We start from the raw sequence: 20403 nt of genomic DNA on the forward strand, positions 1-20403 counted from the left end.
TCAGTCCTTCTTGGCCTTCGCGGCCGCTTTCGTTTTCGTCTTCGCTGCTGATTTCGGCTTCTCCGCTTTCGCGGTTCCGGCCGATGCAGCCTTGGCAGACTTCGCTCCGGCCGATTTTGCCGCGGCCGATTTTCCCTTTGCCGCCTTGCCCTTGGTCACGCCGCCCTTCGCTTCGCGCTCGGCGATGAGCGCAAGCGCTTCCTCGACCGTCACCGATTGCGGGTCCTTGCCCCGCGGCAGCGTGGCATTCACCTTGCCCCAGTTGACATAGGGTCCGAAGCGTCCGTCGCGAACAGTAATCGCGCCGCCGTCCGGATGTTCCCCAAGCTCCTTGAGGGCCGCCGCGGCGGTGCGACCGCCGCCGGCGCCCTTGGACTGCTTGTCGGCAAGGACGGAAATCGCGCGGTTCAGACCGATCGAGAAGACGTCTTCGACCGACTCCAGATTGGCATAGGTGCCGTTGTGAAGCACGAAGGGGCCATAACGGCCGATGCCGGTGGAGATCATCTTTCCGCTTTCCGGATGCGGCCCGATGTCGCGCGGCAAGGAGAGAAGAGCCAGGGCCTTCTCATGATCGATCGCTGCAGGCGTCCAGCCTTTCGGCAGGCTGGCGCGTTTCGCCTCCTTGCCGTCGCCGCGCTGAACATAGGGGCCGAAGCGGCCGTTGCGTAGCGTGATCTCCTCGCCGGTATGCGGATCCTTGCCGAGGCTTTGCGGCTCGTTCGCTGCGGCTGCTTCGGCGTCACCGCTGCTGTCGGAGGAGAGTTGGCGCGTGTAGTTGCATTCCGGGTAGTTGGAGCATCCGACGAAAGCGCCGTACTTTCCGAGTTTCAGGGACAGTTTGCCGGTGCCGCAGACCTGACAAAGGCGCGGGTCGCCGCCATCTTCCCGCTTCGGGAACACGAGCGGTGCCAATTCCTCGTTGAGCGCATCGAGCACGTTGGTGACGCGCAGTTCCTTGGTGTCCTCGATCTGGGAGAAGAAGTCCTTCCAGAAGTCGCGCAGCACGTCCTTCCAATTGAGCTCGCCCGCCGAAATCTGGTCCAGTTTCTCCTCGAGCGACGCGGTGAAGTCATATTCGACATAGCGGGTGAAGAAGCTTTCGAGGAACGCCGTGACCAGACGGCCCTTCGCCTGCGGCACCAGCTTGCGCTTGTCGATTTCCACATAGTCGCGGTCGATGAGGGTCGTGACGGTCGCCGCATAGGTGGACGGACGGCCGATGCCGAGCTCTTCCATCTTCTTGATGAGCGTCGCTTCCGAATAGCGCGGCGGCGGCTCGGTGAAGTGCTGGCTGGCGTTGATCTTCTGCTTGGCAAGATTTTCGCGCGCGTTGATTTCCGGAAGGCGGCCGCCCTCGTCGCCGTCATCCGACTGCTCGCCGTCTTCCTTCATGTCGGTATAGGCTGCGATGAAGCCGTCGAAGCGGATGACCGAACCGGTTGCCCTGAGGCCCGCCTTCTTGCCGGCATTGTCGGCAACGATCTCGGCGGTGGTGCGCTCGATCTCCGCAGATGCCATCTGGCTCGCGATGCCGCGCTTCCAGACGAGATCGTAGAGTCTGAGCATGTCGCCGTCGAGGAAGCGGCGAACCTGGTCCGGCGTGCGGTCGAAATCCGTCGGGCGAATGGCCTCGTGCGCTTCCTGGGCGTTCTTTGCCTTGGTGGAATAGAAGCGCGGCTTTTCCGGAAGATAGCGCTCTCCGAACTGGCTGCCGATCGCCTGGCGCGCGGCGGCGATCGCTTCCGGCGCCATCTGCACGCCGTCCGTACGCATATAGGTGATGAGACCTACGGTTTCTCCGCCGATATCGACGCCTTCATAGAGCTTCTGCGCAACCTGCATGGTGCGCGATGCCGAGAAGCCGAGTTTCGAGGAGGCGGCCTGCTGCAGCGTCGAAGTGGTGAAGGGCGGGGAGGGGTTGCGCTTGACCGGCTTTGCCTCGACGCTCTCCACGACGTAGCTCGCGCCGTCGAGCAGGGACTTCAACCGGTTGGCTTCCTCGCCATTGCCGATCGCCTTCGGCGGCAGCCGCTTGCCGTCGGCCGAAACGAGGCGCGCTTCGAATTCGTCGCCGCGCGGTGTCTTCAGAAGCGCCGAGATGTTCCAGTATTCTTCGGTGACGAAGCGCTCGATTTCCGCCTCGCGGTCACAGACGAGGCGCAGCGCCACCGATTGCACCCGGCCCGCGGAGCGTGCGCCCGGCAGCTTGCGCCAGAGCACGGGCGAAAGATTGAAGCCGACGAGGTAGTCGAGAGCGCGGCGTGCGAGATATGCGTCGACCAGCGAGGCATCGATGTCGCGGGGTTCGGCCATCGCATCGAGCACGGCCTTCTTGGTGATCGCATTGAAGACGACGCGCTTGACCGGTTTGTCGCCGATGACCTTCTTCTTCCTGAGAAGGTCGAGCACATGCCAGGAGATCGCCTCGCCCTCGCGGTCGGGGTCGGTTGCGAGAATGAGACCGTCGGACGATTTCACCGCATCGGCGATGTCCTTCATCCGCTTGGCGGAGGCGCCGTCGACCTCCCAGGACATCTCGAAGTCTTCGTCGGGGCGAACCGATCCGTCCTTGGCAGGCAGGTCACGCACATGGCCGAACGAGGCAAGCACCTTGTAGCCTGGGCCCAGGTACTTGTTGATCGTCTTGGCCTTGGAAGGCGATTCCACCACTACAACATTCATCGACATTCTCTGAGACAACTTGTTTGGCGACCCTGCGCGCCAATACCGACGCCACGACATGGACAGGGATTCGGGCGCGGTCAAGGGGTTTGATCGAAAATAGCTATATCGCGCTCGACCGCAACCAAGCGGCAACATTCGAATCGGCTCAACCGGTGGTCGTCATTCTTGCCGTTGTCTTTGGCGCGGCGGAGCGAAGGATCCGAGCCGTCATTCGGCGGTCGCGAGCGATACGAGATTGCCTCCGTGCCGGCAGAGCTGACCGGCAAGATCCAGTTCGACGAGCACCATATGGATCTGCGGTGCGGCAAGCCCGTATACCGAATGAGATCGTCGATCTCGACCGGCGTCGGCCCGAGAGCCTCGACGACGCGCGCGCGATCGGTGTCGTCCGGGGCCGGCGGCACCGATCGCGGTTCCTCGATACCCGGTTCCTTCACGTCCAGCCGCGAGAAAAGATCGTCGCGGCTGAGAGGCGCCAGTGCCTCGATCACGTCCGCCGAAGAGGTCGTGACGGTCGCGCCCTGTTTCAAGAGATCGTTCGTGCCGTGACAGCGCGGATCGAGAGGCGACCCGGGCACGGCAAAGACCAGCCGGCCGAAATCGGCCGCGTAACGCGCAGTGATCAGTGACCCTGAGCGGCTCGCGGCTTCGACGATCGCAACACCGAGGCTGATGCCCGCGACGAGCCGGTTCCGCCTCGGGAAGTCCCGGGCGCGCGGTTCCCAGCCGAAGGGCATCTCGCTGACCGCCAGCCCCTCGCCGGAGACGATTTCCTGCAGCAGGTCGCGATTCTCCGGCGGGTAGGGGCGGTCGAGGCCACCCGCGAGCACGGCGATCGTGCCTGTCCGCAGACTGGCGCGGTGGGCGGCGGTGTCGATGCCGCGGGCGAGCCCTGATGTAATGACATAGCCGGCAGCTCCGGCGTCGCGGGCGATCATCGCCGCGAACTTCGCGCCGCTGACCGAGGCATTGCGTGAGCCGACGATCCCGAGCGAAGGGCGGGCCGCCGCCTTCAAATTGCCCTTCGTCGCGAGAAGAGGCGGGGCGCCGTCGATCTGTCTGAGCGCATCCGGATAATCGGGCTCGCCGATGCCCACGAACACGGCGCCGAACCGGTGTGCGGCCTCGAGTTCTCGCTCGGCTTCTTCCACCGTGGCGACGCGGAAGGACCGGTCCGCCCCGCCACGACGCGAAAGTTCCGGCAGCGCCTCGAGCGCCTTCTCTGCGTTGCCGAAATGGCTGATCAGATCGCGGAAGGTTGCGGGGCCGACATTGTCGCTTCGGATCAGCCGCAACCATGCGATTTTCTGCCGTTCGCTCAGCGCCATCCCGGCACGTCGAGCGCCCGGCGGCATCAGCCCTTTTCTCCGATCCGGCTTTCGGTGCCGCTCAGAAGGCGCTGGATGTTGGCGCGGTGCTTGATCCAGGCGATGGCCGTCATGACCGCAAAGAGCACGGCCACCTTGCCGTGGCCGGCTGCATAGAGCGCGATTGGGACGACAGCGGTAGCGACGAGCGCCGACAGGGATGAGTAGCGGGTGATCTTTGCCATTGCCAGCCAGATGACTGCGAAGAGGAGCACCATCACCGGCACGAGGCCGAGCAGCACGCCGATATAGGTGGCAACGCCCTTGCCGCCCCGGAACGAAAGCCAGACCGGAAACAAGTGCCCGATAAAGGCGGCGAAACCGGCGGCGATGCCCGCTTCGACACCCCAGTAGGATGCGATCGCCGCGGCAGCCGTGCCCTTCAGCGCATCCAGCAGCAGCGTCGTGGCGGCAAGCTTCTTGTTGCCGGTTCTGAGCACGTTCGTCGCGCCGATATTGCCGGAGCCGATCTTGCGTACGTCACCGAGGCCGGCCATCCGCGTCAGGATGAGGCCGAACGGGATCGAGCCCAGCAGATAACCGAAAACAAGGCATGCGAGCGTCGAAGGCAGCCCCAACTGCCAGGAAAACATGTCCACCGGTCCCCCCTTCCGCTGACTCGCGCCGGTTATGCCGAATGCACGAGTTCGCCCGCAACATAGGTTTGGACGACCCGTCCGGTAAAGCGTGCATTTTCGAAAGGCGTGTTCTTGGAGCGTGAGACGAGTGTCTCCTTGTGGAGAACCCAAGGCTCGTCAAGGTCGATGACGGCGATGTCGGCCCGGGCGCCGGGCTTCAGCGTGCCGGCATCCAGGCCGAAGATCGCGGCCGGACGGGTGGACAGAGCATCGATCAGCCGCATCAGCGGCACTTCGCCGCTGTGGTAGAGCCGCAGCGCCGCTGCCGCCAGTGTTTCGAGACCGATCGCCCCGTCCGCGGCATCCGCGAAGGGCAGGCGCTTGGTGTCGACATCCTGGGGATCATGGGACGAGACGATGATATCGATCGTTCCGTTGGCCAGCGCCTCGACCATTGCGACGCGATCGTCCTCGGTGCGCAAGGGCGGCGAGAGTTTGAAGAAAGTCCTGTACTCGCCGATGTCGTTCTCGTTCAGGGTCAGATGATTGATCGAGATCCCGCAGGTGACGTTGGTGCCGTTCTCGCGGGCGATGCGAATGGTCTCGGCCGATTCGGGAACGGAAATTTCGGCTGCGTGATAGGCCGCACGCGTCAGGCCGGCGATGCGCAGGTCGCGTTCGAGCGGAATGATCTCGGCTTCGCGCGGAACGCCGGGAAGGCCGAGCCAACTCGCCAGCAGCCCTTCATTCATGACGCCGTTGGCGCCGAGATACTTGTCTCGGGTCTCGAGCGCGACGACGGCACCGAACTCGCGCGCGTAGGTCATCGCGCGGCGAAGCACGAGCGTATCGTGTACCGGCTGTCGCCCATTGGTGAAGCAGACGGCGCCCGCATCGCGAAGCAGCCCGATCTCGGTCATCTCCTGGCCAAGCAGTCCCTTGGTCAGGGCCGCCGCCGGATGCACGTTGACGAGCGCCTTGTCGCGCGCGGTCTTCCGCACGAATTCGACCAGCGCCACATCGTCGATCACCGGATCGGTGTCCGGCATGGCGATGAAAGAAGTGACGCCGCCGGTCGCCGCGGCACGCGAGGCCGACTCGATCGTCTCGCGATGTTCGCTGCCCGGTTCGCCGACGAAGACGCGCGCATCGACCAAGCCCGGAACGGCGGTGAGACCGGCGCAGTCCTTGACGAAGGCGTCCGCAGGTACGCCCTGGTTCTGCGCATCCTTCCCCGCCGCGAGGATACGGCCGTCGTCCCCGACGATGACGGTGCCGGTTTCGTCCAGGTTCCGCGAAGGATCGACGATGCGGAGGTTCTGCAGAACGAGTGGTCTGGTCATAGGCGCGGCCCCTGGTTCTGGGAGAGAAGCAATGTTTCCATCACGGCCATGCGCACGGCGACGCCCATCTCGACCTGCTGTTCGATCACGCTTTGCGGCCCGTCGGCGATCTCCGAGGCGATCTCGACACCGCGGTTCATCGGCCCCGGATGCATGACGAGCGCGTCGTCCTTCGCGACCTTGAGCTTCTCGGCGTCCAGCCCGTAGTAATGAAAGTATTCGCGCACCGAAGGCACGAATGAGCCGGCCATGCGCTCGCGCTGGAGCCTCAGCATCATCACCACGTCCGCATCCTTGAGGCCCTCGGCCATGGAGTGGTAGACCTCCGCGCCCATCTCGGCGATGCCGGCGGGAAGCAGCGTCGCCGGCGCGACGACCCGCACGCGGGCGCCCATCTGGTTCAAAAGCAGGATGTTGGAGCGGGCGACGCGCGAGTGGAGAACGTCGCCGCAGATCGCCACGATGATCCGCGAGAGCTTGCCTTTGGCGCGCCGGATCGTCAGCGCGTCGAGCAGCGCCTGCGTCGGGTGCTCGTGCTGGCCGTCGCCGGCGTTGACGACCGAGCAGGAGACCTTCTGGGCAAGCAGCGAGGCAGCCCCGGCCGACGAGTGGCGAACGACCAGCACGTCCGGGTGCATGGCGTTCAGCGTCATCGCCGTATCGATCAGCGTCTCGCCTTTCTTCACCGAGGAATTGCCGACGGACATGTTCATGACGTCGGCGCCGAGCCGCTTTCCGGCGAGCTCGAATGAAGACTGGGTCCGGGTCGAGGCTTCGAAGAACAGATTGATCTGCGTGAGCCCGCGCAGCGAGGAGGTCTTTTTCTCCCTCTGTCGAGAGATCTTGACGGCCTCGTCGGCGCGATCGAGCAGGAGCGTGATATCCTGTTCCGTCAGCCCCTTGATGCCGAGCAGGTGGCGATGCGGGAAGGTGATCATGGGCCGCCCTTGCATTTCTGGAATTCGGTCGCTCTATAGAACGTGGACCCCGGCGCGGCAAGCGGCGCGCCGCCCGTTCCGAAGAAAACTTGGGCCGACAGAATTGTTTCCATTTGGACAGGAAAGGCTCTAAAACCGGCCCATGAATCAGATGAACCGGACAGAACAAAAACTTGCAGAACTGAACCAGCCCAAGCCCTGGTCCGGTGTCAACGCCTTTCGCTCCGACCCGCTGGTGGTCGACATCACGTCCAGCATGCCGAAGACGCTGCGCGACGAGTTCGATGGGCTTGGGCGCTATGTGACTTCGCCCGAGGCGCAGGAACTGGCCCGGATGGCCAATGAAGGCGTGCCGAAGCTGAAGACGCACGGGCCGCGCGGGGAGCGCCTCGACGTCGTCGAGTTCCATCCCGCCTGGCATGCGCTGATGCGCCGATCCATGACGACCGGCCTGCATTCTTCCGCCTGGGAGAACCTGCCCGATGAGCGCGGCCGCTCGCACAAGGTAAGGGCGATCCGTTTCTATCTGACCGCGCAGCTCGAATGCGGCCATCTCTGCCCGCTGACGATGACCAGTGCCTCGGTCGCGGCGATTACCGCTTCCCCCGCCGTCCAGAAGGAATGGGCGCCGAAGATCCTCTCGCGCAAATATGATTCGTCCAATCGGCCGTGGATGCAGAAATCCGCGGTCACGATCGGCATGGGCATGACCGAGAAGCAGGGCGGCACGGATGTGCGCGCCAACACTTCCACGGCCGAACGGGTGGGGGAGGGCATTTATCGCCTCACCGGACACAAATGGTTCATGTCCGCGCCGATGAGCGACGCTTTCGTGATGCTGGCACAGACCCGGGAGGGGCTCGGCTGTTTCCTGGTCCCACGGCTGCTGGAGGACGGTGGGGCCAACGGTCTGCGTTTCCAGCGCCTGAAGGACAAGCTGGGCAACCGTTCCAATGCTTCCTCCGAGGTCGAGTTTTCCGACACTTTCGGTTTCCTGCTCGGTACGCCGGATGCCGGTGTCCGTACGATTCTGGACATGGTGACGCTGACCCGGCTCGACTGCGCGCTGGCCTCGGCCGGCATGATGCGCGCATCGCTCGCCGAAGCCGTCCATCATACCCGCGGCCGCAAGGTTTTCGGCAAAGCGCTTGTCAGCCAGCCGATGATGACCAGAGTGCTCGCCGACATGGCCCTGGATGTCGCGGCCGCAAGCGCGCTGTCGTTCCGCCTGGCCGAAGCCTTCGATAATGCCCATGGCAGCGCCGAGGATGCCGCTTATGCCCGCATCATGACGCCGGTCGCGAAATACTGGTGCTGCAAGATCGCCCCCGCGCTGATCTACGAGGCCATGGAGTGCATGGGCGGCAACGGCTATGTGGAGGAGCGGGCGCTTGCGCGCCACTACCGCGAAGCGCCGGTCAATGCGATCTGGGAAGGCTCCGGCAACGTTATGGCGCTCGACGTCCTGCGGGTGCTCGGGCGCCGCAAGGAACTGTTCGAGCAGCTCTTCGCAACGATCGGCCGCGATCTGGGTCCCGCCGGGCGCAAGACGATCGAGGTTCTGCGTGCCGCCATGTCGCTCTGCGAGCGGGACGAGGGCGCGGCACGCATGCTGGTCGAGCAACTGGCGCTGGCGGCGGCGGCTGCCGAACTCTACAGGCTCGGGGCCGGGCGCATCGCCGATGCGTTTCTGGAATCGCGCCTGGCCGCCGGCTGGCGCTCGACTTACGGCATGCTCGATTCGCGCTTCGATTCGGCCTATGTCCTCGATTTGCTCTATCCGGCCGCGACATAGCCCGTAACGAAGAGCACGAGCGGTATCGTCAGGAAGGAGGCCGCCGTCTGGATCGTGGCGACGGAGGCGTAAAGCTCCGCGTCACCCCCCATCTGTTTGGCCAGAAGATAGCCGTTCATGGCGGTGGGGACGGCCGCACCCACGGCGATGACCAGCAGGGCATCCCCCCGGATGCCGAGAAGCGCGCTGCCGCCCACCATGAACACCGGCATGACGATCAGCTTGAGCACGACCGCGAACAGGGCTGGGATGCTCGGGCTCAGGGCGTCGGCGACCTTGAGGCCGGCCCCGACCAGGATCAGCCCAAGCCCGAGCGAAGCGCTCGCCAGCATGTCGACCGCCGTCATCACCGGCTCATAGAGTTCGATGCCCGTCAAGTTGAACAATATCCCGAGCGCCGACGAGATGATCAGGGGATTGGTGATGATCTTCAAAAAGAAAAAACCGATGCCACGGCTGCCGCCGCCGAACCAGGTCAGAACGGCGATATTGTAGAAATTGATCGGGATGATGAGCAGTGCCATGACGAGGGCCGTCAGGCTGAGTCCAACCGCGCCGAAGAGTTTTTCAGCGACCGCCAGTGCAATGAAGGCATTCCATCGCGTGGCCGTCTGGAAGACCGACGTGAAGGTGGGCCCCGAAATGCCGCTTCGACGCAGCAGAGGCCAGGCCGAGAGGAGGGCGGCCGACATCAATGTCACGCTGCCGACCGTAGCGACGGCCGTCGCATCAGCCTCGAGTCCGGCCAGGTCCGCCTTCGCCAGCGTCGAGAAGAGCAGCGCGGGAAAGAGAAAATAATAGCCGAACTGCTCGAGCCCGATCCATAGCCCCTGGTCTACAAGCGTAGAGCGCCGGAGCGCGACACCAAGGATCACCAGCAGGAAGACGGGCAGAATGCTTTCGAAGACGATGGTCATCAGGGCTCCAGGCAGGTTCACGCACGTAGCGCCGCGCGTTCTTATGAGGTGCGCAGAACTCGCTGTAGGCCGCTGGACCGGCGGCCGCAAGCCGCCTTTCACCGTGAATATTAACCTTAACAAATGGTTTACATTGCGCTTCTGCCTCCGAGGCGGAGATACTGGCGGTGCGATTTTTTCAAGGATGGAACGGAGCGGCCGGTGAGAGCTGCCTTGCTGATCATCATGGTGATGTTTTTTGCCGGCCTGGCGCTCGATATAGCGAGCCTCGCGGCCGTCCTGACCACGTTCGTCCTGCTTGATCGTGGGATCAGCTCGCTTCTGCGCGGCCATCAGCCGGAGAGGGGCGCTTCATGAAGTGGTTGCTCATCTTCTGGGGCGGTCCCGTGATGCTGCTTACGGGCTGGTACGGGCTCTCCTATTACGACATGAGCTTCGGCGTCTTCATGCTTACGCGGGAGGCGCATGAGCTCGTCTTCCGGGTTTACGGGAAAATCCTGGGAATGCCGCCGGAAACCATTCCGCCGCTCGTCGCCCGGGCCATGATCGTCGACAGCCTGATCGTGTTCGGCCTTGTCGCGCTCAGGAAGCGGCGGCAGATCGCGGCCTGGTATCGGCGCCGTTACGGTGCGTCCCGATCGCCGGAAGCGCCTCTCGCCAGCGATGCCAATCTATCCAGCGCTCCCTGAAGAATGAAGGAAGCGGCTGCCGAGTCGATACGTTCGGCCCGCTTTTTACGCGATACGTCCATTTCGATCAGTACCCGCTCGGCTGCCACCGTCGACAGGCGTTCGTCCCATAGGACGAAGGGGATATCCGTCTTTTCCCCCATATTGCGCACGAAGGCACGCGTCGCCTGGCAGCGCGGCCCCTCGGATCCGTCCATGTTCACCGGCAAGCCGATGATGAAGGCCGCGATCCCTTCCTTCTCCGCAAAGGCCAGGAGCGCCTGCGCGTCGGCGCCGAACTTGACGCGGCGGATCACATCGCGCGGCGTCGCAAAGCGCCGCCCCAGATCGGAAACCGAAAGGCCGATCGTTTTCGTCCCGAGATCCAGGCCCGCCACCGACCGATAGGGCGGCAGCCGCTCCGCGAGTTCCTCCATCGTGAGAATTGCCATGGGATTTACCGATTCGATCTTTCCAGTGCGCTGGTCTGATCCATATGCTTGTCCTAGACATAAATCGAACGATTTTATCGCCCGACTCGTCCGGGGTGCCGCGCGCGATCTGAGGAGAACATCATGAACATCAAATGGCTGGGACATTCCGCCTTCCACATCGAAACGGCGAAAGCCAAAATCCTGATAGATCCGTTTTTCACCGGCAATCCCGCCTTTCGGGACGAGGAGCGCAAGGCCGCAACGGCGGGACTGACCCACATTCTGCTCACCCACGGCCACGGCGACCACGTCGGCGACACCGTTGCCATAGCCAAGGAAACGGGGGCGACGGTCCTTGCCAATTTCGACCTCTGCATGTGGCTCGGCCGGCAGGGTATTTCGAAGCTGGAGCCGGGCAATACGGGCGGAACCATCCAGCTCGGGGGCTTCACCGCCACATTCGTCAACGCGCTGCACTCGTCGGCGCAGATCACCGACGACGGCGTTTCGCATTCGCTCGGCAACGCCAATGGCCTTGTTCTCCATTTCGACGACGAGCCGACGCTCTATCACATGGGCGACACGGACATCTTCTCGGACATGGCGCTCGTGCAGGAACTGCACGAGCCGGAAATCGGCATCGTGCCGATCGGCGACCGTTTCACCATGGGCGGTGCCGTGGCCGCGCTCGCATGCCAGCGCTACTTCAAGTTCAACACGGCGATCCCTTGCCACTATGGCTCCTTCCCGATCATCGACCAGACGCCGGAGACCTTCGTTGCGGGCATGGACGGTGCCTCGACATTGGTCGCCCTCCCCGAGGTCGGTGGCGCAGTAACCCTCTGAAGAGGAGCGCAGCCGAACCGGAAACCGGTCAGCGCTATTCGCGAGTTGCACGTTGTGCAACTCGCCTTTATAGCGGGGGAAACTTTGCGATACCGGAGACGATCATGTCCGTAGACCTTGCCACCGTGAAGCGCGTCGCGCGCCTTGCCCGCATCGCCGTCAGCGATGAGGAAGCCGAGCGGATGACCGGCGAACTCAACGGTATCCTGGGCTTCGTCGAGCAGCTCTCCGAAGTGGATATCGACGGAGTCGAGCCGATGACGTCGGTGATGCCGATGAAGATGAAAAAGCGCGACGACATCGTCGCGGATGGTGACAAGGCGGACGACATTGTCGCCAACGCGCCGAACTCGGATCGCAACTTCTTCCTCGTTCCGAAGGTGGTCGAATAACCACCCGCCGTCCGCCCCGCCGTTTTGAATGCGAAAGTCCGATTGCACCATGACCGACCTTACGAGCCTCACGATCGCCGAAGCCCGCGCGAAGCTTTCCGCCAAGGAGATCACCGCGGTCGAGTTGACCGACGCCTATCTTGCCGCGATCGAGGCAGCCAACCAGACGATCAACGCCTATGTCGCCGTCACGCCGGAAAAGGCGCGCGAGATGGCGAAGGCATCGGACGCCCGCATCGCGGCCGGTAAGGCCGGCGCGCTCGAGGGCATTCCGCTTGGTATCAAGGATCTCTTCGGCACGGAGGGCATCCACACGCAGGCATGCAGCCACATACTCGACGGCTTCGAGCCGCGCTACGAGTCGACCGTGACCCAGAACCTGTGGAACGACGGCGCCGTCATGCTCGGCAAGCTTAACATGGACGAGTTCGCCATGGGCTCGTCTAACGAGACCTCCTATTACGGACCGGTCAAGAACCCGTGGCGCGCTAAAGGCTCGAATCTGGACCTGGTTCCCGGCGGCTCTTCCGGCGGGTCTGCGGCCGCGGTCGCGGCGCGTCTTTGCGCCGGCGCCACCGCGACCGATACCGGCGGCTCGATTCGCCAGCCGGCGGCGTTCACCGGCACCGTCGGCATCAAGCCGACCTATGGACGCTGCTCGCGCTGGGGCGTCGTCGCCTTCGCCTCGTCGCTCGACCAGGCGGGCCCGATCGCCCGCGACGTGCGCGATGCGGCGGTCCTGTTGAAGTCGATGGCGAGCATCGATCCGAAGGACACGACATCCGTCGATCTGCCGGTGCCGGACTACGAAGCCTCGATCGGCCAGTCGATCAAGGGCATGCGGATCGGCATTCCGAAGGAATACCGCGTCGACGGCATGCCGGAGGATATCGAGGCGCTCTGGCAGCAGGGCATCGCCTGGCTCAGGGATGCCGGCGCCGAAATCGTCGATATCTCGCTGCCGCATACGAAATACGCGCTGCCCGCTTACTACATCGTCGCTCCGGCCGAAGCGTCGTCCAACCTCGCGCGTTACGACGGCGTTCGCTACGGCCTGCGCGTCGACGGCAAGGACATCATCGACATGTATGAAAAGACGCGCGCCGCCGGCTTCGGCCAGGAGGTCAAGCGTCGTATCATGATCGGCACCTATGTACTCTCCGCCGGCTATTACGATGCCTATTACCTGCGCGCGCAGAAGGTCCGGACTTTGATCAAGCGCGACTTCGAGCTCGCCTTCCAGGCGGGTGTCGATGCGATCCTGACGCCGGCCACGCCGTCCTCCGCCTTCGGCATTGCCGACGAGGACCTCGCATCCGATCCGGTGAAGATGTACCTGAACGACATCTTCACCGTGACGGTGAACATGGCCGGCCTTCCGGGTATTGCGGTGCCGGGCGGGCTCGACCGCAAGGGGCTGCCGCTCGGTCTGCAGCTCATCGGCAAGCCCTTCGAAGAAGAAACGCTGTTCAAGACGGCCCATGTCATCGAACAGGCAGCCGGCCGCTTCACGCCCTCCAAATGGTGGTGACGGCGTAAAGAGGCGTAATCCGTCGAAATCGCGGCAAACCGAACGCATCGGATGCCGGAGACGATATCTCCGGCATCCGGTGCAATTCGGATCGCCGGCGCTCAGCGGTTGTTGAGCTCCGATCTGACCAGATGCAGTCCGCGTTCGGTGATGCGATAGGGCTTACCGGCCGACGACTTGATCGCTCTCTTTCGTTTCAGCTTACGGAAAAGCTCGAGATCGACACCGGGATAGACCCAGCCGTCTCTCGTAAAGCAGCGAACGTCCGCGATCGCCTTGCCTTCGCGGGTGATTTCAATGCGGCCGCCCTGGGCCAAATGGTGAAGAATGCGCTGTTCGGCGCGTGAAATGTCCATCGTTGGAGTGTTCCGGAATGGCGTTCGTCAGAACGCAGGAAAACGTTCCGTTCTTCGCGAGAAGAGCGGGGTTTACGTTTCCGGCCCATGCACGCTTTTCAGTGGAAGCGGGCAGGGCCCTTACCGGGACTCAGACTGATGGAACATAAAGACTCCTGTCGGATCTCGCGCTTTCTAGGAGATCGCCGCGCAATCGTCAAGGTTGCAATCACCGGCTGCGAGAGCCTGCATTGTCCAGTGCCGATGTGCGGCCGCGCCTTACAAGCTTGCACCGTGGGATCAATTGCTCTACCGAGAAACCACGAATTCAGGCTTCAAAGAAGAGCATGACATGAGCATCGTCGACGTCCGCACTCCTGATCCGAAACGCTTCATTCCAGGCGCCACCGGCGACTGGGAGGTCATCATCGGCATGGAAGTCCATGCGCAGGTGCTGAGCAATTCGAAGCTGTTCTCCAGTGCGTCGACCGAGTTCGGGTCGGAGCCGAACGCCAATGTGTCGCTGGTCGATGCCGCAATGCCGGGCATGCTTCCGGTCATCAACGAGGAATGCGTCAAGCAGGCCGTGCGCACCGGCCTCGGCTTGAAGGCAAAGATCAACAATCGCTCGATCTTCGACCGGAAGAACTATTTCTATCCGGACCTGCCGCAGGGCTATCAGATCTCGCAATACAAGGATCCGATCGTCGGCGAAGGCAAGATCATCATTTCCGTCGGTCCGGATCGCCAGGGGCAGTTCGAAGACGTCGAGATCGGCATCGAGCGCCTGCATCTGGAGCAGGATGCCGGCAAGTCTATGCACGACCAGCATCCCGCCATGTCCTATGTCGACCTCAACCGGTCGGGCGTCGCGCTGATGGAGATCGTCTCGAAGCCGGACCTGCGGTCGTCGGACGAGGCGAAAGCCTATCTCACCAAGCTCCGCTCGATCCTGCGTTATCTCGGCACCTGCGACGGCAATATGGACGAGGGCTCGATGCGCGCGGACGTCAACGTCTCGGTTCGCCGCCCGGGCGAAGCTTTCGGCACGCGCTGCGAAATCAAGAACGTCAACTCGATCCGCTTCGTCGGCCAGTCGATCGAATACGAGGCCCGTCGCCAGATCGCCATCCTCGAAGACGGCGGCGCGATCGACCAGGAGACCCGTCTCTTCGATGCCAACAAGGGCGAGACCCGCTCCATGCGTTCGAAAGAAGAGGCGCACGACTACCGCTACTTCCCCGATCCGGATCTCCTGCCGCTCGAGTTCGACGATGCCTTCGTGGAAGCTCTCAAGGCCGATCTTCCCGAATTGCCGGACGACAAGAAGGAACGCTTCGTTCGCGATCTCGGTCTGTCCGTTTACGATGCGTCCGTTCTCGTCTCGGAAAAGGCGATTGCCGATTACTTCGAAGCCGTGGCCGAAGGCCGTGACGGCAAGGCGGCGGCGAACTGGGTGATCAACGATCTTCTCGGCGCGCTGAACAAGGCCGGAAAGACCATCGAGGAAACGCCGGTCTCGCCGGCGCAGCTCGGCGGTATCATCGATCTCATCAAGGACGGCACCATTTCCGGCAAGCTCGCAAAGGATCTCTTCGAAATCCTCTGGAGCGAGGGAGGCGATCCGGCCGAGATCGTCGAGAGCCGCGGTATGAAGCAGGTCACCGACACCGGTGCGATCGAGAAGGCGGTCGACGAGATCATCGCCGCCAATCCCGACCAGGTTGAAAAAGCCAAGGCGAAGCCGTCGCTCGCCGGCTGGTTCGTCGGGCAGGTGATGAAGGCAACCGGCGGCAAGGCCAATCCGCAGGCGGTGCAGGCCCTCGTAAAATCCAAGCTCGGCATCGAGGAGTGACGATGTTCTTCGTCCGTACCGCGAGCGAGCGCGACCTCGAAAAGGTTCGCGCTCTGCTTGCCGAGACGTGGCACGCGACCTACGATACGTTCTACGGTGTCGAAAAGGTCAATGAACTGACGGCGAAGTGGCATTCCGTCGAGGCCCTTCGCGCGCGCTTGCAGCGCAAGCACTCCGAGTTTGTCGTCGCCGACAACGGCAGCGAGCTTGCCGGGATGGGCTATGCCGCCATGTCCGAGTCGCTGGAAAAGACAGCCGTGTTGCACCAGCTCTATGTGCTGCCGAAGTATCAACGCCATGGCGTCGGTCGCGACATGTTCGCGGAGCTCGAGACCTGCTTCCCGGACGCGGAACGCATGCGGGTGGAGGTGGAGCCGCAGAACCTGCACGCGCTCGCCTTTTATCGCGCGCACGGATTTGTGGAAGTCGCAAAAACATCCAGTTGCGGCGACGAGCAGTCCGGCATACCGGCGCTCATCCTCGAAAAGCGTCTTTCCTGACCTTTGACGCCGCTCGCATCGATGCGACACAGCCGCTTCGGCCGCCAGATGCAGGTGAAATGCCCCGCAGCCAAGAGCGGAATCACTGGACAAGCCGGAAGCGGCACGGCATAAGCGGGGGCGAGATTTTGACATCCGGCTGGCTCCCATCGGCCGGTAAAGGACGATGCCTATGAAGCTCCTGCTGCAGATTTTCACCTGGTGGAACGGACAGACGATCGGTACCCGGTTTCACACCTGGCGCCATGGCCAGCGCGTCGGGGAAGACGAGTTCGGCAACGTCTACTATCAGGGCGGCACGGACTCCGAGGGCCGGACGCGGCGTTGGGTGATCTACAACGGCCCTGCCGAGGCGTCTGCGATCCCGCCGGGCTGGCATGGCTGGATGCACCACCGCACCGACGTCTCCCCCGCCGACGAGAAATATGTCGTACGCGAGTGGCAGAAGCCCCACCGCGCCAACCCGACCGGCACGCCCGGTGCCTATCGGCCGAAGGGGTCGATTGCCGGCGCCGGCAAGCGCCCGCGTGTGACCGGCGACTACGACGCCTGGACGCCGCGCTCCTGAGCCTGGGCTCTTCGGGTATCATCCCGCGACATGCGGGACGATCACGGCGCAGCCACATTTCGGGTTTAGCGCCTGAGTCCATCCGGGACTAACAGCAATGTGCGGGGGATTGGCGGTAATGGCGGGTTTCTGTCTGCGGGATTTGATTGGCCGGGGAGGGCGGTTTTCTGCCATTGCCCTTCTCCTTGCCGCTCCGGTGACGTCTGCCGTCGAAACTGCGCAGGCGGCGCGCCTTTCCAACGCCGTCGCGGTCTTCTCCGGCATCGACAAGATCACCGGCCGCATCACCAGTTTTGACGTCTATATCGGCGAAACGGTGCAATTCGGTGCGCTGCAGGTAACGCCGCGCGTCTGCCACAGCCGCGACGAAACGGAAGCGCCGAAGACGACCACTTTTGTAGAGGTGGACGAAATCACGCTCGACCGGAAGATCCGCCGTATCTTCACCGGCTGGATGTTTGCCGACAGCCCGGGGCTCAATGCGGTCGAGCACCCCGTCTATGACGTTTGGCTGCAGTCCTGCAAGACCTCGTCGGACGTCCCCCCGCCGGATACGGCGGCAAAGCAATAGAGCACTTGGCAAGGCGCCTCCTGCGATCCTTCTCTCTTTGCCTGCCACTCACTGCTGCCACTCACTGGAGCGACGCAAAGCGTAAGCCTTTCCTTGAGGAGGCATGATCCTCAGAATTCGAGATTTGGCGAAGCTATGGCTTTCGCGAGCAGAACTTCGTACTGAGCCTTGGGCACGTCGACTGCACCGAAGGACTTCAGGTGTTCGGTTGTGAATTGCGTGTCGAGGAGCCGAAATCCCTTGGACCTCAATCGCTCGACCAGATGGACGAGGCAGATCTTCGATGCGTCGGTGCGCCGCGAGAACATGCTCTCGCCGAAAAAGGCTGCGCCGAGTGAAACGCCGTAGAGCCCGCCGACGAGTACGTCTCCCTCCCATGCCTCGACGCTGTGCGCATGGCCCATTTGGTGCAGGGCCGCATAGAGGGAGCGGATCGTGTCGTTGATCCAGGTCGTCGGCCTGTCCCGTGCGGGCTGAGCGCACCCCTCCATGACTTCAGCGAAGGCCGTATCGAAGCGAATGTCGAAGGGACGTCTGCGGATCGCCTTGGCGAGGCTGCGCGAGACGTGAAACCGGTCCAGCGGGATGATGCCGCGGATCTCGGGCTCGACCCAGAAAAGTTCAGGATCGTCGGCCGAGTCGGCCATGGGGAAGAGGCCGATCGAGTAGGCGCGCAACAACATGTCCGGCGTGATATCCGGTTGTTTGCTGCGCGTCTCCTTCAATGTCGTATCCTATGCGGATGTTGTGGCCAGATGGTGCTCCAGCCAATGGATATCATAATCGCCGTTTGCGATATCCTGATTGTTGATCAGGTCCTGAAAAAGGGGAAGAGTCGTCTTGATGCCGTCGATGACAAATTCATCGAGTACGCGGCGCAGCCGCATCATGCATTCGACGCGCGTCCGGCCGTGGACGATCAGTTTACCGATCAGGCTGTCATAGTAGGGGGGGATACGGTAACCCTGATAGGCGCCGCTGTCGACGCGCACACCGAGGCCACCCGGGGCGTGGAAATGCGTGATCGTGCCCGGAGAAGGAACGAAGGTGCGCGGATCTTCGGCATTGATGCGGCATTCGATGGCGTGACCGGAGAAGACGATATCTTCCTGCTTGGCAGAGAGGCCGGCTCCGGACGCCACGCGAATCTGCTCGTGCACGAGGTCGATTCCGGTGATCGCTTCGGTAATCGGGTGTTCGACCTGCAGGCGCGTGTTCATCTCGATGAAGTAGAACTCGCCGTTCTCGTAGAGGAACTCGATCGTGCCGGCGCCGCGATATTTCAACTTCTTCATCGCCTCGGCGCAGATTTGACCGATCTTCATGCGCTGTTCGACGTTCAGGGCCGGGGAATTGGCTTCTTCCCAGACCTTCTGATGGCGGCGCTGCAGCGAGCAGTCGCGTTCACCGAGATGGATCGCATTGCCCTCGCCATCCCCGACGACCTGGATTTCGATATGGCGCGGCTTGCCGAGAAACTTCTCCATGTAGACCGCGTCGTTGCCGAATGCGGCTGCCGCTTCGGAACGTGCCGTCGCAACCGCGTTTTCGAGTTCCTCCTCGGTGCGGGCGACCTTCATGCCGCGGCCACCGCCACCCGCCGTCGCCTTGATCAGCACGGGGAATCCGATCTGGCGGGCGATCTCCAGGGCGTTCTCCGGCTTCACTTCGCCATCGGAGCCCGGAACCACCGGAATGCCGAGTTCTTCCGCCGTCTTCTTGGCGGTGATCTTGTCGCCCATGAGGCGGATGTGCTCGGCAGTCGGTCCGATGAAAGTGATGCCGTGCGCATCGAGGATATCGGCGAACTTGGCGTTCTCCGAGAGGAAGCCGTAACCCGGATGCACCGCATCCGCACCGGTGATCTCACAGGCGGCAACGATCTGATGGATGTTCAGATAGCTCTCGCGCGAAGGCGGCGGGCCGATGCAGACGCTCTCGTCGGCGAGCCGGACATGCATGGCGTCGCTGTCCGCCGTCGAGTGCACGGCCACGGTCGCGATGCCGAGCTCCTTGCAGGCGCGCAGGACGCGCAGAGCAATTTCGCCGCGATTGGCAATGAGGATTTTCGAGATCATCGCCACCGTGCCCTATTCGATCACGATCAGGGGTTCGCCATATTCGACCGGAGCGGCGTCCTGCACGAGAATTTCCGTCACCTTGCCGGAGCGGGGGGCCGGAATCTGGTTCATCGTCTTCATTGCCTCGATGATCAGGATCGTCTGACCTTCCTTTACCACCGCACCGACTTCGATGAAGGGGCGGGAGCCCGGAGCCGGGGCGAGATAGGCGGTGCCGACCATGGGGGCCGTCACTGCGTTCTTGGCATTGTGACCGCCTTCGGCGGCACCCTGGGGCGCACCAGCCGGCTGGCCGGCGGCGATGGCGGGCGGCACCTGGTAGGCGGGCATCGCCGGCATGGACATGGCAACAGGCGTGCCGTTCCGCGAAACGCGGATGCGCAGATCGTCCTGCTCCACTTCGATCTCGGTGAGGTCGGTATCGTTAAGGATATTGGCGAGATCACGGATCAGCGCCTGATCGATACCCGGTTTCTTTTCAGCCATGGGATATGAGCCTCGTGTTCTTCTTATTTGGATTTTTCCGTCAGGTTCTTTAGCGCATGCAGCGCCAGAATGTAACTCTGTGCGCCGAAACCGCAGATAACGCCTTTGACGGCTGGCGCGATCATCGACTTGTGCCGGAATTCTTCGCGCGCATGAATATTGGAAAGATGCAGCTCCACCACGGGGACGGTGATCGCCCGAATGGCATCGTGCATGGCGATGGAGGTGTGTCCGTAGGCGGCGGGATTGATGGCGATGCCGACTGCCTTTTCGCCAGCCTCGTGTAACCAGTCGACCAACGTGCCTTCATGGTTCGACTGCCGGAAGTCGACGTCGAAGCCGAGGTGTCTGGCCTCCTCCTTGCACATCGCTTCGATGTCGGCAAGCGTCTTGCCGCCATAGATACCCGGTTCGCGTTTGCCGAGCGCGTTCAGGTTTGGGCCGTTCAGCACAAAGATAGTCGAAGGCATAAGGGAATCCGGTCCGGTGATGGAGGGTTACCTATAGACT

Annotated in this window: 21 protein-coding genes and 1 pseudogene; 10 read left to right on the top strand and 12 right to left on the bottom strand. The window is 62.9% G+C overall.

Annotated elements, in window-relative coordinates; all coding sequences use genetic code 11:
• From topA to BHD07_RS08425, 5 genes and pseudogenes are all read right to left on the bottom strand, one after another.
• Complete coding sequence (gene topA, locus BHD07_RS08405) at positions 1-2685, bottom strand: type I DNA topoisomerase (RefSeq protein ID WP_275596414.1); 2685 nt, start codon at positions 2683-2685, stop codon at positions 1-3.
• 210 nt (positions 2686-2895) lie between these two features.
• Positions 2896-4043 (bottom strand): annotated as a pseudogene (dprA, locus tag BHD07_RS08410) (DNA-processing protein DprA).
• A complete protein-coding gene (gene plsY, locus BHD07_RS08415; RefSeq protein WP_100672215.1) occupies positions 4043-4654 on the bottom strand; it encodes a glycerol-3-phosphate 1-O-acyltransferase PlsY in 612 nt (203 codons plus the stop codon). The pseudogene dprA and the gene plsY overlap by 1 nt, the downstream one beginning before the upstream one ends.
• Positions 4655-4683: 29 nt before the next feature.
• Positions 4684-5976: a dihydroorotase gene (locus BHD07_RS08420; protein WP_275596412.1), complete on the bottom strand. Its 1293-nt coding sequence runs from the start codon at positions 5974-5976 to the stop codon at positions 4684-4686.
• Positions 5973-6914 (bottom strand): aspartate carbamoyltransferase catalytic subunit, encoded by a 942-nt coding sequence (locus BHD07_RS08425; protein WP_003533035.1) that lies wholly within the window; start codon positions 6912-6914, stop codon positions 5973-5975. Before BHD07_RS08425 ends, BHD07_RS08420 begins: the two co-directional genes overlap by 4 nt.
• A 142-nt stretch (positions 6915-7056) precedes the next feature.
• On the opposite strand from BHD07_RS08425, the gene BHD07_RS08430 reads away from it, so the two are divergent.
• Complete coding sequence (locus BHD07_RS08430) at positions 7057-8709, top strand: acyl-CoA dehydrogenase family protein (protein WP_275596411.1); 1653 nt, start codon at positions 7057-7059, stop codon at positions 8707-8709.
• On the opposite strand, the gene BHD07_RS08435 is transcribed toward BHD07_RS08430, so the two are convergent.
• Entirely contained in the window at positions 8691-9626 is a 936-nt protein-coding gene (locus tag BHD07_RS08435; protein ID WP_100672217.1) for an AEC family transporter, read from the bottom strand. The two genes, BHD07_RS08430 and BHD07_RS08435, sit on opposite strands and share 19 nt — an antisense overlap.
• A gap of 201 nt (positions 9627-9827) precedes the next feature.
• On the opposite strand from BHD07_RS08435, the gene BHD07_RS08440 reads away from it, so the two are divergent.
• Together BHD07_RS08440 and BHD07_RS08445 are read left to right on the top strand one after the other, a co-directional pair.
• Complete coding sequence (locus BHD07_RS08440; protein ID WP_275596410.1) at positions 9828-9983, top strand: hypothetical protein; 156 nt, start codon at positions 9828-9830, stop codon at positions 9981-9983.
• On the top strand, positions 9980-10315 hold the full coding sequence (locus tag BHD07_RS08445; RefSeq protein ID WP_275596409.1) for a DUF6105 family protein: 336 nt from the start codon (positions 9980-9982) through the stop codon (positions 10313-10315). Before BHD07_RS08440 ends, BHD07_RS08445 begins: the two co-directional genes overlap by 4 nt.
• Here BHD07_RS08445 and ruvX read toward each other — a convergent pair.
• Complete coding sequence (gene ruvX, locus BHD07_RS08450; RefSeq protein ID WP_018094881.1) at positions 10249-10746, bottom strand: Holliday junction resolvase RuvX; 498 nt, start codon at positions 10744-10746, stop codon at positions 10249-10251. The genes BHD07_RS08445 and ruvX overlap by 67 nt on opposite strands.
• 123 nt (positions 10747-10869) lie before the next feature.
• On the opposite strand from ruvX, the gene BHD07_RS08455 reads away from it, so the two are divergent.
• From BHD07_RS08455 to gatA, 3 genes are all read left to right on the top strand, one after another.
• The gene (locus tag BHD07_RS08455) at positions 10870-11574 is read left to right on the top strand and encodes a metal-dependent hydrolase (RefSeq protein WP_275600014.1); all 705 of its coding nucleotides are present in this window, start codon (positions 10870-10872) and stop codon (positions 11572-11574) included.
• A 104-nt stretch (positions 11575-11678) separates the two neighbouring features.
• Entirely contained in the window at positions 11679-11966 is a 288-nt protein-coding gene (gene gatC / locus BHD07_RS08460; protein ID WP_275596408.1) for an Asp-tRNA(Asn)/Glu-tRNA(Gln) amidotransferase subunit GatC, read from the top strand.
• A gap of 49 nt (positions 11967-12015) precedes the next feature.
• Complete coding sequence (gene gatA / locus BHD07_RS08465; RefSeq protein ID WP_100672220.1) at positions 12016-13497, top strand: Asp-tRNA(Asn)/Glu-tRNA(Gln) amidotransferase subunit GatA; 1482 nt, start codon at positions 12016-12018, stop codon at positions 13495-13497.
• A 101-nt stretch (positions 13498-13598) separates the two neighbouring features.
• Here the strand turns inward: gatA and BHD07_RS08470 are convergent, their stop codons facing one another.
• Positions 13599-13853: a YjhX family toxin gene (locus BHD07_RS08470; RefSeq protein ID WP_018094884.1), complete on the bottom strand. Its 255-nt coding sequence runs from the start codon at positions 13851-13853 to the stop codon at positions 13599-13601.
• A 331-nt stretch (positions 13854-14184) separates the two neighbouring features.
• On the opposite strand from BHD07_RS08470, the gene gatB reads away from it, so the two are divergent.
• The 4 genes from gatB to BHD07_RS08490 all read left to right on the top strand — a co-directional run bounded on the left by gatB (position 14185) and on the right by BHD07_RS08490 (position 17326).
• Complete coding sequence (gatB, locus tag BHD07_RS08475) at positions 14185-15687, top strand: Asp-tRNA(Asn)/Glu-tRNA(Gln) amidotransferase subunit GatB (RefSeq protein ID WP_018094885.1); 1503 nt, start codon at positions 14185-14187, stop codon at positions 15685-15687.
• Positions 15688-15689: 2 nt separating this feature from the next.
• A complete protein-coding gene (locus BHD07_RS08480) occupies positions 15690-16187 on the top strand; it encodes a GNAT family N-acetyltransferase (RefSeq protein WP_275596406.1) in 498 nt (165 codons plus the stop codon).
• 172 nt (positions 16188-16359) lie between these two features.
• Positions 16360-16755, top strand: a complete 396-nt coding sequence (locus tag BHD07_RS08485) for an NADH:ubiquinone oxidoreductase subunit NDUFA12 (protein ID WP_018094887.1) — start codon at positions 16360-16362, stop codon at positions 16753-16755.
• A 118-nt stretch (positions 16756-16873) separates the two neighbouring features.
• Positions 16874-17326: a DUF2155 domain-containing protein gene (locus BHD07_RS08490; RefSeq protein WP_100672222.1), complete on the top strand. Its 453-nt coding sequence runs from the start codon at positions 16874-16876 to the stop codon at positions 17324-17326.
• A gap of 110 nt (positions 17327-17436) precedes the next feature.
• On the opposite strand, the gene aat is transcribed toward BHD07_RS08490, so the two are convergent.
• Genes aat through aroQ form a run of 4 tightly spaced genes read right to left on the bottom strand, consistent with a single transcriptional unit; the run spans position 17437 to position 20363 of the window.
• Positions 17437-18051 (bottom strand): leucyl/phenylalanyl-tRNA--protein transferase, encoded by a 615-nt coding sequence (gene aat / locus BHD07_RS08495; protein ID WP_018094889.1) that lies wholly within the window; start codon positions 18049-18051, stop codon positions 17437-17439.
• 9 nt (positions 18052-18060) lie between these two features.
• Positions 18061-19404, bottom strand: coding sequence for an acetyl-CoA carboxylase biotin carboxylase subunit (gene accC, locus BHD07_RS08500; protein ID WP_100672224.1), 1344 nt, complete (start codon positions 19402-19404; stop codon positions 18061-18063).
• A gap of 12 nt (positions 19405-19416) precedes the next feature.
• Positions 19417-19893, bottom strand: a complete 477-nt coding sequence (accB, locus tag BHD07_RS08505; RefSeq protein WP_003533074.1) for an acetyl-CoA carboxylase biotin carboxyl carrier protein — start codon at positions 19891-19893, stop codon at positions 19417-19419.
• Between the two features lie 23 nt (positions 19894-19916).
• A complete protein-coding gene (gene aroQ, locus BHD07_RS08510) occupies positions 19917-20363 on the bottom strand; it encodes a type II 3-dehydroquinate dehydratase (protein WP_018094891.1) in 447 nt (148 codons plus the stop codon).
• Positions 20364-20403 lie beyond the last annotated feature (40 nt).

The organism is Sinorhizobium sp. KGO-5, from assembly GCF_036245905.1.
Lineage (GTDB): Bacteria > Pseudomonadota > Alphaproteobacteria > Rhizobiales > Rhizobiaceae > Sinorhizobium > Sinorhizobium meliloti_A.